Source organism: Enterococcus sp. DIV0210g, assembly GCF_050559705.1.
Taxonomy (GTDB): domain Bacteria; phylum Bacillota; class Bacilli; order Lactobacillales; family Enterococcaceae; genus Enterococcus_B; species Enterococcus_B faecalis_A.
The window spans coordinates 690,001-705,442 of record NZ_CP187903.1 but is presented as its reverse complement, the minus strand read 5'-3'; the positions used below and the strand labels follow the sequence as shown (position 1 = coordinate 705,442).

Genomic DNA, 15,442 nt, shown 5'->3' with positions numbered 1-15,442 from the left:
TTTGTTTCCCCTTGCTTCAAATTATCCCAAAGTGCTTGAATGCTTCGTAAATCCCGTCTTTTTCATTGGTATCTGTGACAAAATCAGCAGAATCTTTGACGATTTGCTGCGCATTGCCCATGGCTACGCCTATCCCGGTTCCTTTCAACATTTCAATGTCATTTAAATGATCACCAAATGTCATGATTTCAGACATCTCAAGCTGATTTGCTTTTGCAAAAGTTTGGATTCCTTTTAATTTCGAACCGCCTTTAGGAATGAGGTCGACGGTATAAGAATTGGAACGTTGGAATGTACAATCCTGTAATAATTGTGTCAACTTCTCTTGTTCTGATTCAGCACTCAGTAAAATACATTGATATACTGGCTCATTTAAGATCGGCAAACTTTCATACCGATTTCTCTGCCGATGCGGGCTGTAAAGCTGCAGAACTCTTTTCATCAAACGAACAGGAAAATTTTTTGGCAGCAAACTGACGATTTTTTTGACAAAAACAGACTGTCCTAAAAGCATCGTCGTTGAGCCAGCAAGCTGGTCACGTCCGCCGAAAATGATTTGCCGGTGATTTTCATCTGCAAAGTCGACGATTTCTTGTAATACTTCCGGTTCAAACGGCTCGTCGGTGATCGTTTCATTTGGTGTAAAAACTAATTGTCCATTGTAAACAACGAACATATCCAACTCAAGCTCGTCAATCAGATGCTTGATTCGGACAGGGCTTCTTCCTGTTGCTACGCCGCAAAGAATCCCTTTTTCACGAGCTTGCGCAATAGCTGTCTTGGTCGATTCCCTTGCTTTTGAGCTATTTGTTACGAGTGTACCGTCTATATCAAAAAAAACAGCTTTTATCATCTTTTCGACGCCTTTCTAAAATAAGTCGATTTGAGCAGGATTCAATCCTTGGAATTTAGCTCCTAAGATTTCTTGAAGAGCCAGTGCGTTTTCTGCCGCATCTCCGCCAGAATTATTATTGAAGATAATTCCCACTTCTTTGGTCTCTTTTTCAATCGTTTTGATTTCACTTGCTAATTGACGCAGCTCTTCATCTGAATATCTGTAGAGTGTCCGTTTTTTTCGCCAATCTTGATCATTTGCCTGCCAGCCTTGTGCATTTCTTCCATGAAAACGAAGTAAAGTAAAGTCTGGATTCGTGACATAAGGATCAAAAGGGATCGTTGCGTTCAAAACTTGCGGTTCGTCGATAACTGCGAGCGAAAAGGCTGCTCGTTCCATAAAACTTCTGGTTCTTTCAAGATACTTCTCGCTGTACCAAGAGTAATCTCTTAACTCTATCGCAACAGGTAATCCTTTAAACCACTGATGTACTTGCCGTAAATAGTTGACATTCTCTTTTGTACATTTGAATGATGAAGGAAATTGGATCAAAAAACAAAAGAGTTTCCCAGACTCGATCAAAGGCGCCATTGCATCTAAAAAACGCTCGATCATTTCTTCTTGAGAAGTATAATAATCTTGCCATTTTCCCTGTCCGCTGATTCCTTGGTAAGCTTTCATAACAAATCGGAAATCGTGGGGCACTTCTTTTAGCCAATTTTCTACTGAACTTTTTCGCGGAATCCCATAATAAGCTGTATCCAATTCTACAAGAGGCAAGAAACCAGCATATTCAAATAACGTACTGCTCTTCTTACCTGTTAATTTTTCATGCTCTTTAAAAGAGGTTAATCCAATCCGAATCATTTTCCGCCTCCGGTTTTTTTTCTCATTTGTATAGTATACAATATGCTATGAAGACTATGCAAAATTATTAGTAAGGAAGGCTGCGAAATGAAAAAAATCCTTGTATTACACACAGGCGGAACAATCGCCATGAAAGAAGACGCATTGACTGGCGGAGTGAGTCCAGATGTAGCAAATCCTTTGTTAGACGCTACGATCCATTTACCGGAAAATGTTGAATTATTAGTAGAAGATATCTTTAACATCCCCTCCCCGCATATCATGCCTTCGCACATGCTTGAACTAAAACAGCGGATCAAAAAAGCGGCTAAAGAAGATATCAGCGGTGTCGTGATTACTCACGGAACAGATACATTAGAAGAAACAGCCTTTTTCCTTGATACGACGATTGGTTATTTACTGCCTGTTGTTTTGACTGGTGCCATGCGTTCCAGCAATGAACTTGGCAGCGATGGGCTTTATAATTTTGAAAGCGCGATTCGTGTAGCGAGCTGTGAGGAAGCCAAACAAAAAGGCGTGCTTGTGGTTATGAATGACGAAATCCATGCTGCGCGTTATGTCACGAAAACCCACACGACAAATGTCGCCACTTTCCGAACACCTACATTAGGTCCAATTGGTTTGGTGACAAAATCTCGGATCTTATTTATGCAAGAATTATTGGCTACTCAATATCTTGACATTTCTTCCGCAGACGGGCTTATTCCGATCGTTAAAGCTTACGCTGGCATGCATGGTGATTTACTGGAAGCATTTGCTCATACAAAAGTCGATGGTCTGATCATTGAAGCATTGGGTGCTGGCAACCTGCCGCCTCAAACAATTGGTGCGCTGAAAAAGCTCTTGAGCCAAAAAGTACCAATCGTCTTGGTTTCCCGCTGTTTTAATGGATTAGCAGAGCCTGTCTACGATTATGCTGGAGGCGGCAAAGAATTGGCCGATATGGGTATTATTTTCTGCAACAGCATCAATAGTCAAAAAGCCCGGCTTAAACTATTGATTGCCTTAAATCATGGCCTTTCTGGTCAAGAATTGGTTTCTTTCATCCAAAATTAAAAAAGAGGACGGGCTTTTCAGCTGCCCGTCTTCTTTTCTTTTATTTGCTTGTTGTTTCTTTTTCTTCCCAGATAATATTCGCTTCACAAAATAATTGGTCTTCCAGACGGATTTCATGTCTTGTTTTGACCGTATCCTCTTCTTTCAGACATTCATAATGGCTTTCGATCTGCAATCCATATTCTACTTCTTTATCAAAACGGATATTTACCGTCTTTGGCGTATGAGTAGTCAAGAATTCATAACCTAGCACATCGATGATCCAGTTGAAATACATGGCATTATTTACGTGCTGATTGCTGTCGATATCATAAAAACGTACGCGATAAGGCAGCATTTCGCCAGCTTCGATGTTTTCGATTTTAGGCTGGCGCTTGATTTTTCTGATTTTTTCACTTTCGAATGGGGCAATGATTTCTTCATTTACACTGCTCATTTTCCGATTGACGAAATCCATCAAAACAAAGACAGACTCGATCTTCACTAATTCTGTTCCTTCTTCATCATGAAGCCAGAAATTTCTATAACAAAAATATTTATTGTATTCCATTGCTTGAGTCGTGATAGTGATAGTTTCACCAACTTTTGGTAATCTGGTTATTTCCATCGAATAATTTGTAATGACCCATGTTAATCCAAAACTGTTCACAAATGCACTGCCGAGGCCCAACTCGTCGCTTTGATCTTCTGAAGTCTTGATCACCACGCCAAGCATTGCCGGAAAAGTCATTGTTCTGTTGATATCACATTCATAATATGCAACTTCGTGTTTTTTGGTATATTTCTTCGCCAAAAAAACGCCTCCTCTTATTCCATCGCTAATATTTGATCAACCTGTCTGCCGTAGCTTTCGCCAAACATATTCAGATGCGCGAGCAAATAATATAATTGGTAGATTGGCAGCCGTTGTTCCCAACCGTCTTCTAAAGGAAAAAACTCCTGATATGCTGTTAAGAATTCTGGTCTGAAACCGCCAAATAATTGACTCATCGCAATATCTTGTTCTCGGCTTCCATACGAAACTGCTGGGTCGATAAAGACTGGTTGTCCTTGTTGGTCAAAGAACACATTACCACTCCAAAAGTCTCCGTGCAATAGCGAAGGCTCAATCTGCCCTTTAAAACGAGAAAGAACTTTCTCTTGGAAAATAACATAGGCAGTTTCCCGCTTAGCTGTCCAAAGATTCTTTTCTTTTGCAAGCGCAATCTGCGGCTCGATTCGTTTACGAAAGAAAAAAGGCCACCAGCTGTCATCAAATGTATTTTCTTGTTTCAGCGTACCTAAATAATTATTTTCATAAAAACCAAAATTCGGTCCTGTCACTTGATGGATCCTTGCGAGTTTTTGGGCAAGTTCTCTTTGATCTCCTTTTCCAGGTTCGATCCATTCCATCAGCAGATAAGCCCCTTCTTTATTTTCTCCCAACAAAAAAGTTTCAGGGACACGGACATACTCTGCCAGCCGTTTCAGTCCATTGACTTCCGCTTCGAAAAATTCTTTTGGCATATGCGGATGGATTTTTAAAAAGTAAGACATCTGTTCTTCTTCGATTCGGTAGGTTTGATTGACGTCCCCGCCAGCTACTGGAATCACTTTACCATTTAACTTGATTTCCTCTAGTACACTTTGGATATCCATTTTCTCCACTCCTTTGCTGCACTCCTCCAACAACGAAAGCCTTTTCTAGACAAATTATAGCACAGCCTCGCGAAAAAAAGCGGAACCAGCTTTAGTACAAAAAAAGATGTACCTCGTCTGCCGACTGAGCGTACATCTTTTTTACTGATAAAATGAATAAATTAGAAACAGTTATCTGATTCTTAAATCACATATTTTTTAAGCTAAAGCCCCCATCGGATCCCATGGTGCTAAAACAGTTGGTTCTGCATTAAAGGCATCAAGCTGTTCTTTCGTCAATAAATCTTTTCTGATGACGACTTGGTATGTGTACTCGTCCATCCACTCGTTACTCATCACGAAAAATCCTTTATCGCCGACTTTTTCTCCCCAGCTGTTTTCAACTTTCCATTTTGTTGATTTTCCGTCTACCAGATCAACACCAGTCAGAACCATAGCGTGTGTCATCAAGCTTTCGCCATAATCTAAACGTTCTGCTTTAGTCATCGTGAAATCGACGTCATATAATTCATTCATGTTGTAGATATTTGTTGCCATAATACCGCTGTCTCGTGTAGATGATTGCCCAACATCACAACCAAACCAAACAGATTCTCCCTGTTCCAATTGAGCAATCGTTAGTTTTTTGAATGTTTCCATATCTACATTCAAGTATTTGACTTCTTTTCCGCCAACAACATTCCCTAGCATCTCTACTGTATATGATTTGTTGTAAGGTTTGTCTTTCGTTGGGGCGTTGATGATGCTTACGTAATCATCTAAATCTACCCCGATATATTTATCGTAAAACATTTGCGGTGTCAATTCTCTGTCGATATGGTAGTCGTTGTTTTCGTCACGGTATTCAAAATCGAATACTTGAGGCGGCGTGCCTAATGAAATAGCAAGAAAATCGTAAACTTCTGCTAAAAGTTCTTCTTTTTTCGACTGGATCGCGTCCGTCCCTGCATCTTCTTCGACCATCGTACGCAGAATAACAGCATGTTTTCGCAATAATTTATTCAAGTATTTATTCAAGTCGCGAGAATTTGAACTATTTGCGCTTTCCGGCATCACAGATTTCGGTACGACACCATATTTTTGGAATAAAGAAACGATCATATCCCATTGTCCGCCATCTTGTTGCGGTGTTGTTAATAAAAAGGCGACTTTACGGCTTTCTAAAGGCTCTTTGCCAGTTGCAAGGATGTTTTCATAGAAATAATTTGCTTTTTCGTATTTGTCCCAGAAAAAAGTATGGTTTTGAGATAATTCGAATTCTTTTAAATGAAAATTATTCAATAATTTGTGGCGAAATGTATTCAGTGCAGCAAACATCCAGCATCTGCCGGATTGTTTTTGGTTTGAAACTTTGCCAGTGGCTAAATCAATAGAGAAAATAGGTGTATTTTCTACTTGTCCTGCAGTATCTTCTGCAGAAGCTGAGATCCCATTTTTCACAACTGCTCTTTGCAATGCTTGGTTTTTGCGGTTTGCTTGAAATTGCTTGCGAGAATTTTTGATCATTTCCGGTGTAATAGCTGTCATCCAATCATCCTTCCAAATCCATAATATACGTCTTATTTTACCCTTAACATTTTCGAATTACAATCACTGAAACTACGAACGATCTGGTTCAGTAAAGCGTTGTTTGGCCTCCTCAGCTCTTTCTCGCATCCAAGTTTTTACTCGCTGAAACGGCTCGCTAGCTAAAAGGATCGTCAAGAACAAACTACCCGCAAATAATATCACAAATCCTAACAAAGACAGACTCAATTCATCAATACCCAGCGCACGCACGCCTTTGACAAAAAAGCCTTGCATCAAGTACACGACCATGGTATTCTTCCCCCACTTCGAGAAAAACATTTCACGATCTGGAACAATACCAAGAAAACCAGTGATGCCCAAGATACTTAAAAACAAAATAAGACAGCGGATGGCTGCGCCAAATTCAGGGACCATCAGGAAGTCTTCATATGGCTGGGAACCAAATACCCAATATTTGTTCATTATCTGATCGTAGTGAAGAAACAGATAGACAACAGACAGGAATAAAACGGACCAATACTTGAAAGAAGAATGCTTAAACCAATCGATCTGCTGAGAAGAAAGATAATAACCAGCAATAAAAAAGGGCAGGAAAGTCAACGTTCGCTGCAATGTCAGCAATTGATCGAAAAAGGGCAGATATCCTGCCAACAAACTGATTGAAATACTTAGAAAAATACTCAAAAATGGCGTTATTTTCCTGAAAAAATAAAGGGAAAGCTGCCAGAGCGACAAACTAATCAGAAACCATAAGGACCATTGCGGCACTAAAAAATCCCAATTGAATGACGATTGCAGTCCAATCAAGTAATAATAGACAGAATAAACAAACTGAAAAAACAAATACGGAAGAATCAGCTTCTTCACTATTTTCTTCAAACTACCTTGTTTGCCGATGTTTTTTGAAAAGTATCCAGCAATCAAAATAAATGCCGGCATGTGGAAAATAAAAATGAAATAGTAAAGATCCTTATAAATCGGCTGATCGCTGATGAACGGCTGCAGAAAATGGCCAAATACCACTAAAACCATCAGAAGAAATTTTGCATTATCAAAATACACATCTCTTGTCTTTTGTACCAAAAGCGACACCTCCTGATTAAAAGTATAGCCGCTGCTGAAAAAACCAACAAACAAAACACTTAAATCAAAAGAATACCTTTCGTTTATCTTAAGCCTTTCACTCAATTCAATTTCGCTTTTCTGGACAATAAAAAAACACAGCTGACAAACAGCTGTGTTTTAAAGTACTCCGGCAGTAGGACTCGAACCTACGACATCATGATTAACAGTCATGCGCTACTACCAACTGAGCTATGCCGGAATCAAGTACATGAATATAATACCAACAACTTTGAAATAACGCAACACTTTTTTTATTTTTTTTGAAAGTTTTTTTAATCGGTCTTTTTATGAATATTATCATCAAAAGATAACAGATTATTAGTTTTTGATACGACATATTATTTCTTTTATTGGTAACGTTTCCTCATTCAGTCGATATTTTCGTTTTTTGATTTAAAATTTATCTTTATTAGAAATAACGAATTTATTTCTATTTAAATATTTATAAAATAACTATTTTCACATTTTTTAAGAACTATACTTCTCTCTCTTTAGATAACACCGAGAGTTCATCTTTTTCTCTAAGGATTATTGACAAAACCTTTTAGATTCGGTATTCTATATCTTGTATTGATCATTTCTGCCATGCCGCCTTAGCTCAGCTGGTAGAGCACCACCATGGTAAGGTGGGGGTCGCCGGTTCAAGCCCGGCAGGTGGCTTACTTTAAGAAAAATTCGTTGAAACACGTCATTTATTGGCGTGTTTTTTTATTTGTCATTATTTAAAATCCTCAAGAGATAACTCATCACTTTGATTCTTACTATATAAGGTTTATCATAAATAATAATTAAGACTATAAGGAGTTAATAAAATGAAAAAAGTTGGTTTTATCACTGTATTAGGTAGCCTATTTTTACTATCTGCTTGCGGAACTTCCTTCTCAACAAATATGTCATCATCAAGTATTGCTGCTAGTAGTACTTCTACTAGCGAAAAAGATTCTTCCACAACGAACAAAACTTCCAGTTCCTCCGTTGCAGAAGAATCGTCTAGTACACAAAGCTCACAACTTCAAGAATCTACTCTTTCTACTGAGACCTCTCAAGCGGGTGCTGAGACAACTGCTTCATCAACTCCAATAGCATCGTCTAACATCCCTGAAGTATCTACCCAAGAAGAAGCGTTGCAGTTATTAATAAATAATACACCTGAATTACAAAATGAAGATATTGTCATGAAATTTTATAAAATGGTTGGTTCTGATTATTTATTCGCTGCTTACAGCAAATCTATTTTGGAACAAGGCGGATCTGGAACTGTAGGGTTTTATCGGGTATCGCCACAAGGAGCTATTATACTGACGGATGCATATGGGAATCCATTTTAAGATTGGATAAGATACCATTACAGCTTTAGCAAGACCTTGTTTTTACAGTGTTAAATAAATATCAGAAATACGTACATCATTTATCGACTCTTCTCCGTTCGATTGACTGCATCGGCGCAGAATGATGTCGATTTTTTTACCTTTCAGCCAGTTTGTATCAAAGGTAACATCAAAACCTAACGCATCACCACCTTGGTAACCATAGGCTTTTTTCACATCTGGACGAGAAATCCCTTGTGACTGGATACGTGTCAGCTCCTTGTTTGTTCCGTATTCCATTACTAACACATAAGCATAGGTTCCGATTGGTCCTTGCGGGGTATCTGGAACAAGCCAGCCTGCGACACGAGCTGTACCTTTTGAAACTACATTGAATTTGTCTAGTTTAGCGTAGGCGTTCCCTTGATGTGTTGGTTTGCTGTCTATGACGATTTGATCTTGTGTTTTATCACCTGCAGACGGCTCTTCATCTGGCAGCAAACTTGGCTCATCATAGTATTTTTTGATTTGTGAAATGAAGTAGTCTTGCATTTTTGTAGTGATTGCTGCAGGAACTGCTAAAGTTGAATCGTAGCCGCAATGTTCCATTAGCGAACGTTTTGGACATTCTGTTGCTGAAAATTGATGATGACATTTGACTGTATCACGGTTCACTGGCAATCCATAAAAACGCAAGTCAATCGCTGCTTGCCAGAAAGCATTTTGCTCTGCTTGTAAAAATGCAGCTTTCGGCGTTTCTCGATTACCGCGCACCTCATAGCCTAAATAGCTATTATTGCCATCGGAATTGGCAACGTGCCACGCACGATTGAACGTGTCTTCTGTTCGGATAATTGTATTCTCATCGCAATAGTAATGGGCAAAACCTGCTTCCAATTGTTTATCAGACATCCCTGCTAAGCGATTCATTTCTTGTTCTGCTGTTGTATCGGTCCAAGTATTGTGGATTACCACACCCTTTACTTTTCCTGAATGTCTGCCGGCTACACCGCGGCAAACAGATTTATTGATGATTTTAACCATTATTTTTCCCTCTCTTAGGTTCTTCTTCTGCTGTATCTTGTAGTTTAGATAACCGCTCTTTTACCCATTTCGGCACTGGTACACCCAACTGCCCTAGATTTTCCGTGATAGAAATCCCATAGACTGCCAGATAGAACCACACAAAACCAGTAGCGATCGTTTCTAACCCTAGAATTTTCAAATAAGGATAAGCAATAACCACCAAACAAACGACAAGCATATGCTTAACGATTCCGCCTAATCCCTTCGTGCTATTTGCATCTTTTACAAAAATCCCTTTGCAGATTCCTGTAATGATGTCTCCGATAACAAACCACAAAAAGATTTGTACATACCCGTTTGTCAAAAGGTTTCTAAATTCGTCTAGTAATAAAGTATTGTTAATAATCATATTTTCCTCCAAATAAAAAAGCACACTCGTTTGAGCATGCTAGATTTCCTTATTAATGATTTGTTCCGCTTCTTCTGCCGTAATACATAACGGGACAAACTCTCCAACTTGTTCATCGGTAAAACAACCCCAATCATACATCTGTTTAATATCTTCGTAACTAAACATACTACTCTGCCCCCTCTTCAACTGGATTTAATTGCTCGTTGATCGTTGCGATGTCCTTACTGTTTTGAACAGCTGCTAGCATTGTTTTAGAATTGATTTGCGCTAGTGTGTCAGCTTTCTCTTTCAGCGCTATATTTTCCTGTTTGATAGCAATCTCGTTAAGCATCGTTTTCGCATGCAACAATTTAAGAGCGGTATTCTCTTGTTTCAAAACTTCGTGCATGGCTTCAAGATTGTTTAATTGATTGTGGTCCAAGACGTTCATTAAAACGATCCATCGATTTTCTTTTGGATCAAACAGCTGGTCATCAATCGTTAAAGGATTCCCATCCGAGCGAATCCCTTCAAGCGGCGGTACATCTGTATATGGGACAGTCATAACCATATCGTCTACAACTTGACCTGCGTACTTCCCGCCTGGTCTACCATATTCCCAAATATCTTTCATTTGTTTTCCTCCTTTTATAATCAAAAATTTTTAGACCCCTAATCGAGTAGCTTCAAAAGAAAAACATCCTGCAAAAGAAAAGTTTCCAGTTAAATTGGAACTCGTTTTCCAAGATAATTTATCCCCTTTGGCCACTGTAATTACATTATGTCCTGCATGTGCATGTCTATTACGTAATCCAGTTCCACCTAAAGAAAACATGCCGCTATTAGCGTTTATTACTGTTCCGTTTTTCATTAAATCAATGTACAGATATCCATCAAGTGTAGCGCCAAACTGCATTCTTATTTGGGCTGTTACACTATAAGTCCCAGCAATTTCACAGACAGCTTCCCGATTTCCATTTACAGTAAAAGCAGGCAATGTTCCATTTGTATTGACTTGAGACCCAAATCCAAAAGTAGTGCCATTGTACGGAAGATTGGAAACTTCTCCATCGCCATTATAAATAGTTGTGGTAGCTGCTTTATCTAAGTCATCAATTGTGGCCACATTTTTACCACCCACTTGAATACCATCTTTGAAATTTTTCAAACCTTCAACGGATTGCGGGTATGTCAAGTCCACAGCATTCCCCATCGTCTTTTCAGCATATTCCGGTGTAATATCCCAGCTGTAATCGGATGGATTATTGCTTTCTTTCAATCCTTCACCGAAGTATTTGAACATGTTAACGTTTGGTGTCGCTGTATCGCCTTTTTCCAGTTTGAGCCATTCAATTTTGCATGCCCCTGCAGTCGAGCTAGGTACTTGATAAACAGCCATTACGTTTGTTACACCAGCATCTATGTTCGATTGAGAAATGGTAAAAGTCTTTTGCCACACATCTGTCTTCCCTTCAACTGGCACCATTGGACCTACACCCATAGTGCCGCTGTTCATAAAAACATTGAAACTTTGAGTAGAAGGCTTAGCGGCTTTCATGGTTAGCGTATAACTTTGACCAGCTTGCCAATTTTCTTGGAGTGAAGCGCCGTAGATTTTGTAATCAGAAGTTACAATAGGAAACACTACAGATTTATTGGCAATATTTTCTCTCAATGGCACTTTACTCAAATAGTATGGTTCTTCTAGTAGATTAGGCTGAAACGGTGTAGAGTTAGCACCACGCTCAATCTTAATTTGATAATCAACTAACAACGTACCTTGCGCAGAAGCTTCTAACCATAAATGAATATAGGGTGTTGCACCTTTACTTGTGCTTGCTGTCGTACCTGTGAACTTATATTCAGTCCAATCAGTTAAAAAGTTATCATTCGGAAGTGAACCACCAACAGGTACCACAACCGTATTTTGCTCGTTTTGATAACGGTATCTAAGCGTCACGTTTTTACCAGTACCAACAAATCCACTTTCAGCCTTGAGCTTAAACGTCAAAGTATATTGTGTCTGTTCGTTTAACATAGGTGTGATGTATTTAGAACCAACAATTCCAAAGCCTATAGAAGCGGCCTCCGTATTTTGCGTTTTTTCAATTTTTAAATAGGTTCCTCCGTCTGTAACTGTAGCGCTCGAAGACATTAAGTTAGCAACATTAGCTCGACTATATACTGGTAACACGTTGGGATTCCCCGAATAATCATAATCACCAAAATCTATGCTGTTGGCATACATCTTTTTCAGCTTGCCGAGATCGCCGATTTGCTGGCTGGTTTGGTTGATGCGATCATTTGCTTTATCGATATTGCTATTTATTGTCGCAACATCTTGATTTGCTTTTGTGATTTTATCGTTGGTGTCTTTCAGTTTTCCGTCAATTTCGGTGCTAGAAGCAACAATTTTCTCATCGATTTCTGTTTTGGCATCAGCAATCATTTTTTCGATTTTGTTGATGGTCTGACTAAATCCGTTGAAGTAATAATCTTCCAATTCTGGTGTGCTGTCATCGATTGGACTTCGTTTAATATTAAAAGAAAAACGACCAGCCGTGTCTAACGATTGGTCGTTGGGAAAATCAATATAAATACTTCCTTCCACGTTTCCCTGATAACCCAAAATATTGTCTTCTAATATAATAGAAACAATCCCATTGAGGCGATCTTCGATTGTGGCCAAATAGTCATGTTTACCATAGCCGCCTTGTGCTGTAGAAGATTTAAAAACTAGGCGAATAGGAACAGTTGTCCCTTCTGGCAAGTTTTGATTAACTCCATCTTTCTGCAATTTAAATCGCAGCTTTGCCGTTCCACGATCATGGGACCAAAACACAACACCAGTCCGAATAGGATTGATAGCTTCTGCTTGAATAACAATGATGGATTCATTCATTTTATAAATCACGATACCACCGCCCCATTAGCAACAATCAAACCAGCATTATTTTCTTAGTGCGGCCTTTACGGTTTTCGCCCATAATTTTTTTGCCAAGATATTGTACTTTTTTGACCAGTTTTGGATCATTGACCCATTCCGGTTGATGAGTCAAATAAGCAATTTGCTTTATAATATCGTTATTTTTCATTTGTCTTTCCTACTTTCATTTTTTGCTGGTAGAGTTTAAAACGAGCAGATACCTCTGCTTTTTCTTCTGAGGAGAGTTCTAATTCATTCTGCGGATGCTCTAACCAATCCGGCAATTTTTCATGTCGGGTCTTCTGTGTATTTTTAATAGATCGACTTTGTTTATGTTTACTTTTTTCTTCATTGATTTGTTTTTCTGTGAAAATCTTTTTATCAAAACGATTGTTAAGAATCCCTTCGATATAAGACCAGCGCCGACTGTTATTCTCAATAGCGGTATTCACACCATGTATTAACCAATTAGCGGCTTGCTGTGCTGTAAATCCCTCATGTGCCAACGCATCCATCCAGAAAAAGATTTTTTTTTCAACACGATTTCCCTTTGGATTTCCAAAGCCATTTTTTTCCAGATAATTAAAAATAGACGTTAGCTCTTGTTCTATTGGATTATCTTTTCTTTTTTTTACTTCACTTTCTTTTCTTTTACTTTGAGGATTAATGTTTACATTTATTTCTTTTTCAGAAATTGAGTAAGTATCTTGGATTACATAATCTACAGCTCTAGAACCTTTTCTTCTCTTAGTTGCTTCAAAATAAGTGGCTTGGATAGTCAAACTGGTCAATACCTTAGCTGAATCAAAGAAACCTTGATGAAAAAACCCCCATGTCACTAAACGTTCGACCACTTCTTCTAATAATTTTTTATTTGCACCTGGAATTCTTTTCAACAATTTTGCTTTCGTTAATTCATCCCATTGTATAAAATAACCCTTCTCATATATCGCACATAACAGTTTGATAACTGCAAGTTCCCCTTTTATGCCAAACTCACCAGCAATCGCTTCTATTTTTTCATCTTCAAAAATATGCACGTCCAGAGGGAAATAGTCTAATCCTTCTTTCATTGGTCTAGCCATTTTTTCCGCCTCTCTCTTTAAAGTATTGTTTGCCTGTCCCTAGAAGTTTGATTTCTTTAACATTTGCTGCCTTCCAATAATCTAAAGCAGCAGCTAAATTATCTTGATTTGAAACCTTGGAAATTTTTTTGACATATGTTTTTTTCTTTTCTTGATCAAATTCTTGATGCTGAAAGAATACTTCGAAGACATAATCTTCATCAAAAATCAGATCTCCCTTGAAATCTGTAACTTTTACACCGTTCTCTGGATCTGCTGGTTTGTTTTCTTCAGCTAGATTTAATAGCCATCTATCAAACGCTTCAGCTTCTTTTCTTGTAAACATGAGTTCACTCCTTGTACGTCAATATGCGTCATTCATTTGCAAAAAAAATTAATTTAAGATCTTTGATCAGAAATAATTAGTTTAAGAAAGACTTAATCGTTATTTATGATGTCATTTCGCGTACTTTTATATTACTACGTCATTTAGTGTACAGTCAATATTTTTATACTCGTATTGACTCATTAAAGATAAATAGCTTCCATGGACGCGTTTTGCGTAGTATACTTATGTCATAAAGTATCATGTGGAGGTGATTTGTATGTTTGGCATACGCTTGACTGAATTACGAAAAAAGAAAAAATTGACGCAGAATGATATAGCTAAAGTCTTAGGAATAGCAAGAACGACTTATTCTTCTTATGAGCAAGGCAGACGCACGCCTGATATTGAACTTCAAAATAAAATTGCTGATTACTTCAGTGTTACTTTAGATTATTTACATGGGCGGGAAGGAAAAGAAGAATCTGCACTTTCAGATAAACAAATGACTGTCGCTGCTCACATTGATGATGATGTGTCTGAAGAACAGATGGAAGATATTCTGAATTATATCGACTTTATCAAACAAAAACACGCTAAGAAGGACTGATGTTTTTTGGACAAATTAGAACAAATGATGTCCTCTTATCAAGAACTCAATTATGTCTTTGACACGAATATGCCAATTGGTCAAAAAGGTTTATATATAGATGGACATGTTTATTTGAATCCTTTTCAATCAAAAAAAGAGCTAATCAGTACAGTCGCTGAAGAAATCGGCCATTACTTGACGAGTGCTGGAGACATCGTCAAACAAGATACAAATGAGCAGAGAAAACAAGAACAAAAAGCACGAGACGTGGGAGCAACACTGGTCGTTACTCCTGCTGATATCGTTGCTTGCTATAAAGAACGTTTCAATACGGTCTGGGAATGTGCAGAATTTTTAGGAATTACCAAAAATGCGTTGGAAGATGCGATTCGTGTCTATGCGAAAACATACGAGAACGGACTGACTTATGGTAAATACCATATTTATTTCCGTCCAAACGGTACTGTCGGGGTTTTTGAATTATTTGATAACCATTGAAAAATATAATTTTGCTGAACATTTTTCATTTAAAATACTTGTGTTCTTATAAAGAAAGGATAAAAAATGTCTAAACCACGTATTTATACTACTAGTTTTGCCAGTGTTTACCCGTTATATATCCAAAAAGCAGAAAGAAAAAATCGAACCAAAGAAGAAGTTGATGAAATTATTTTTTGGTTGACGGGATATGATCAGTCAGGACTTGATGAACAAATAAATAACAATGTCGACTTGGAAACTTTTTTCGAAAATGCACCGC

The 15,442-nt window shown here is 38.1% G+C and carries 19 protein-coding genes and 2 tRNA genes (1 of these 21 cut by a window edge); 6 read left to right on the top strand and 15 right to left on the bottom strand.

Going from position 1 to position 15,442, the window contains the following annotated elements:
• Window positions 1-16: 16 nt before the first annotated feature.
• Complete coding sequence (locus IGI64_RS03485) at window positions 17-853, bottom strand: Cof-type HAD-IIB family hydrolase (RefSeq protein WP_016624254.1); 837 nt, start codon at window positions 851-853, stop codon at window positions 17-19.
• 15 nt (window positions 854-868) lie between these two features.
• Window positions 869-1,702: a DUF72 domain-containing protein gene (locus IGI64_RS03480; protein ID WP_016624255.1), complete on the bottom strand. Its 834-nt coding sequence runs from the start codon at window positions 1,700-1,702 to the stop codon at window positions 869-871.
• A gap of 87 nt (window positions 1,703-1,789) precedes the next feature.
• Here IGI64_RS03480 and IGI64_RS03475 point away from each other — a divergent pair, with 87 nt between their 5' ends.
• Window positions 1,790-2,758, top strand: coding sequence for an asparaginase (locus IGI64_RS03475; RefSeq protein ID WP_016624256.1), 969 nt, complete (start codon window positions 1,790-1,792; stop codon window positions 2,756-2,758).
• 40 nt (window positions 2,759-2,798) lie between these two features.
• On the opposite strand, the gene IGI64_RS03470 is transcribed toward IGI64_RS03475, so the two are convergent.
• The 5 genes from IGI64_RS03470 to IGI64_RS03450 form a co-directional block, all read right to left on the bottom strand.
• Window positions 2,799-3,551, bottom strand: coding sequence for an acyl-ACP thioesterase domain-containing protein (locus IGI64_RS03470; protein ID WP_429939496.1), 753 nt, complete (start codon window positions 3,549-3,551; stop codon window positions 2,799-2,801).
• 14 nt (window positions 3,552-3,565) lie between these two features.
• Window positions 3,566-4,396 (bottom strand): fructosamine kinase family protein, encoded by an 831-nt coding sequence (locus IGI64_RS03465; protein WP_016624258.1) that lies wholly within the window; start codon window positions 4,394-4,396, stop codon window positions 3,566-3,568.
• Window positions 4,397-4,594: 198 nt separating this feature from the next.
• The gene (locus IGI64_RS03460) at window positions 4,595-5,923 is read right to left on the bottom strand and encodes an aminopeptidase C (RefSeq protein WP_429939495.1); all 1,329 of its coding nucleotides are present in this window, start codon (window positions 5,921-5,923) and stop codon (window positions 4,595-4,597) included.
• A 72-nt stretch (window positions 5,924-5,995) separates the two neighbouring features.
• Window positions 5,996-7,009 (bottom strand): acyltransferase family protein, encoded by a 1,014-nt coding sequence (locus IGI64_RS03455; RefSeq protein WP_429939494.1) that lies wholly within the window; start codon window positions 7,007-7,009, stop codon window positions 5,996-5,998.
• 167 nt (window positions 7,010-7,176) lie between these two features.
• Window positions 7,177-7,250, bottom strand: a tRNA-Asn gene (locus tag IGI64_RS03450).
• Window positions 7,251-7,638: 388 nt separating this feature from the next.
• On the opposite strand from IGI64_RS03450, the gene IGI64_RS03445 reads away from it, so the two are divergent.
• Together IGI64_RS03445 and IGI64_RS03440 are read left to right on the top strand one after the other, a co-directional pair.
• Window positions 7,639-7,711, top strand: a tRNA-Thr gene (locus IGI64_RS03445).
• A gap of 152 nt (window positions 7,712-7,863) precedes the next feature.
• Window positions 7,864-8,379: a hypothetical protein gene (locus tag IGI64_RS03440; protein ID WP_429939493.1), complete on the top strand. Its 516-nt coding sequence runs from the start codon at window positions 7,864-7,866 to the stop codon at window positions 8,377-8,379.
• A 42-nt stretch (window positions 8,380-8,421) separates the two neighbouring features.
• On the opposite strand, the gene IGI64_RS03435 is transcribed toward IGI64_RS03440, so the two are convergent.
• Genes IGI64_RS03435 through IGI64_RS03400 form a run of 8 tightly spaced genes read right to left on the bottom strand, consistent with a single transcriptional unit; the run spans window position 8,422 to window position 14,111 of the window.
• On the bottom strand, window positions 8,422-9,402 hold the full coding sequence (locus IGI64_RS03435) for a peptidoglycan recognition protein family protein (protein WP_429939492.1): 981 nt from the start codon (window positions 9,400-9,402) through the stop codon (window positions 8,422-8,424).
• The gene (locus IGI64_RS03430; protein WP_429939491.1) at window positions 9,395-9,793 is read right to left on the bottom strand and encodes a phage holin family protein; all 399 of its coding nucleotides are present in this window, start codon (window positions 9,791-9,793) and stop codon (window positions 9,395-9,397) included. The genes IGI64_RS03435 and IGI64_RS03430 overlap by 8 nt, the downstream gene beginning before the upstream one ends.
• 39 nt (window positions 9,794-9,832) lie before the next feature.
• On the bottom strand, window positions 9,833-9,961 hold the full coding sequence (locus IGI64_RS03425; RefSeq protein WP_429939490.1) for an XkdX family protein: 129 nt from the start codon (window positions 9,959-9,961) through the stop codon (window positions 9,833-9,835).
• Window position 9,962: 1 nt separating this feature from the next.
• Window positions 9,963-10,409: a hypothetical protein gene (locus IGI64_RS03420; RefSeq protein WP_429939489.1), complete on the bottom strand. Its 447-nt coding sequence runs from the start codon at window positions 10,407-10,409 to the stop codon at window positions 9,963-9,965.
• 30 nt (window positions 10,410-10,439) lie between these two features.
• The gene (locus IGI64_RS03415; RefSeq protein ID WP_429939488.1) at window positions 10,440-12,689 is read right to left on the bottom strand and encodes a BppU family phage baseplate upper protein; all 2,250 of its coding nucleotides are present in this window, start codon (window positions 12,687-12,689) and stop codon (window positions 10,440-10,442) included.
• A 25-nt stretch (window positions 12,690-12,714) separates the two neighbouring features.
• Complete coding sequence (locus tag IGI64_RS03410; RefSeq protein ID WP_429939487.1) at window positions 12,715-12,870, bottom strand: hypothetical protein; 156 nt, start codon at window positions 12,868-12,870, stop codon at window positions 12,715-12,717.
• A complete protein-coding gene (locus tag IGI64_RS03405) occupies window positions 12,860-13,786 on the bottom strand; it encodes a Lin1244/Lin1753 domain-containing protein (RefSeq protein WP_429939486.1) in 927 nt (308 codons plus the stop codon). Before IGI64_RS03405 ends, IGI64_RS03410 begins: the two co-directional genes overlap by 11 nt.
• Window positions 13,779-14,111, bottom strand: coding sequence for a hypothetical protein (locus tag IGI64_RS03400; protein WP_429939485.1), 333 nt, complete (start codon window positions 14,109-14,111; stop codon window positions 13,779-13,781). Before IGI64_RS03400 ends, IGI64_RS03405 begins: the two co-directional genes overlap by 8 nt.
• A 259-nt stretch (window positions 14,112-14,370) precedes the next feature.
• Between IGI64_RS03400 and IGI64_RS03395 the strand changes: the two genes are divergently transcribed.
• The 3 genes from IGI64_RS03395 to IGI64_RS03385 all read left to right on the top strand — a co-directional run.
• On the top strand, window positions 14,371-14,700 hold the full coding sequence (locus IGI64_RS03395) for a helix-turn-helix domain-containing protein (RefSeq protein ID WP_016624270.1): 330 nt from the start codon (window positions 14,371-14,373) through the stop codon (window positions 14,698-14,700).
• 27 nt (window positions 14,701-14,727) lie between these two features.
• Window positions 14,728-15,180 (top strand): ImmA/IrrE family metallo-endopeptidase, encoded by a 453-nt coding sequence (locus tag IGI64_RS03390; RefSeq protein ID WP_429940748.1) that lies wholly within the window; start codon window positions 14,728-14,730, stop codon window positions 15,178-15,180.
• Window positions 15,181-15,246: 66 nt separating this feature from the next.
• On the top strand, window positions 15,247-15,442 hold the 5' portion of the coding sequence (locus IGI64_RS03385) for a DUF2200 domain-containing protein (protein WP_429939484.1). The gene runs 155 nt beyond the window's last position; 196 of the gene's 351 nt are visible here — the first part of the coding sequence; it begins with the start codon at window positions 15,247-15,249; its stop codon lies beyond the right edge, outside the window.

Bases quoted from the DNA above. Each gene is read 5' to 3' on its own strand.
- IGI64_RS03485 (WP_016624254.1), bottom strand. From the start codon at position 853: ATGATAAAAGCTGTTTTTTTTGATATAGACGGTACACTCGTAACAAAT.
- IGI64_RS03480 (WP_016624255.1), bottom strand. From the start codon at position 1,702: ATGATTCGGATTGGATTAACCTCTTTTAAAGAGCATGAAAAATTAACA.
- IGI64_RS03475 (WP_016624256.1), top strand. From the start codon at position 1,790: ATGAAAAAAATCCTTGTATTACACACAGGCGGAACAATCGCCATGAAA.
- IGI64_RS03465 (WP_016624258.1), bottom strand. From the start codon at position 4,396: ATGGATATCCAAAGTGTACTAGAGGAAATCAAGTTAAATGGTAAAGTG.
- IGI64_RS03460 (WP_429939495.1), bottom strand. From the start codon at position 5,923: ATGACAGCTATTACACCGGAAATGATCAAAAATTCTCGCAAGCAATTT.
- IGI64_RS03440 (WP_429939493.1), top strand. From the start codon at position 7,864: ATGAAAAAAGTTGGTTTTATCACTGTATTAGGTAGCCTATTTTTACTA.
- IGI64_RS03435 (WP_429939492.1), bottom strand. From the start codon at position 9,402: ATGGTTAAAATCATCAATAAATCTGTTTGCCGCGGTGTAGCCGGCAGA.
- IGI64_RS03430 (WP_429939491.1), bottom strand. From the start codon at position 9,793: ATGATTATTAACAATACTTTATTACTAGACGAATTTAGAAACCTTTTG.
- IGI64_RS03425 (WP_429939490.1), bottom strand. From the start codon at position 9,961: ATGTTTAGTTACGAAGATATTAAACAGATGTATGATTGGGGTTGTTTT.
- IGI64_RS03420 (WP_429939489.1), bottom strand. From the start codon at position 10,409: ATGAAAGATATTTGGGAATATGGTAGACCAGGCGGGAAGTACGCAGGT.
- IGI64_RS03410 (WP_429939487.1), bottom strand. From the start codon at position 12,870: ATGAAAAATAACGATATTATAAAGCAAATTGCTTATTTGACTCATCAA.
- IGI64_RS03405 (WP_429939486.1), bottom strand. From the start codon at position 13,786: ATGGCTAGACCAATGAAAGAAGGATTAGACTATTTCCCTCTGGACGTG.
- IGI64_RS03400 (WP_429939485.1), bottom strand. From the start codon at position 14,111: ATGTTTACAAGAAAAGAAGCTGAAGCGTTTGATAGATGGCTATTAAAT.
- IGI64_RS03395 (WP_016624270.1), top strand. From the start codon at position 14,371: ATGTTTGGCATACGCTTGACTGAATTACGAAAAAAGAAAAAATTGACG.
- IGI64_RS03390 (WP_429940748.1), top strand. From the start codon at position 14,728: ATGTCCTCTTATCAAGAACTCAATTATGTCTTTGACACGAATATGCCA.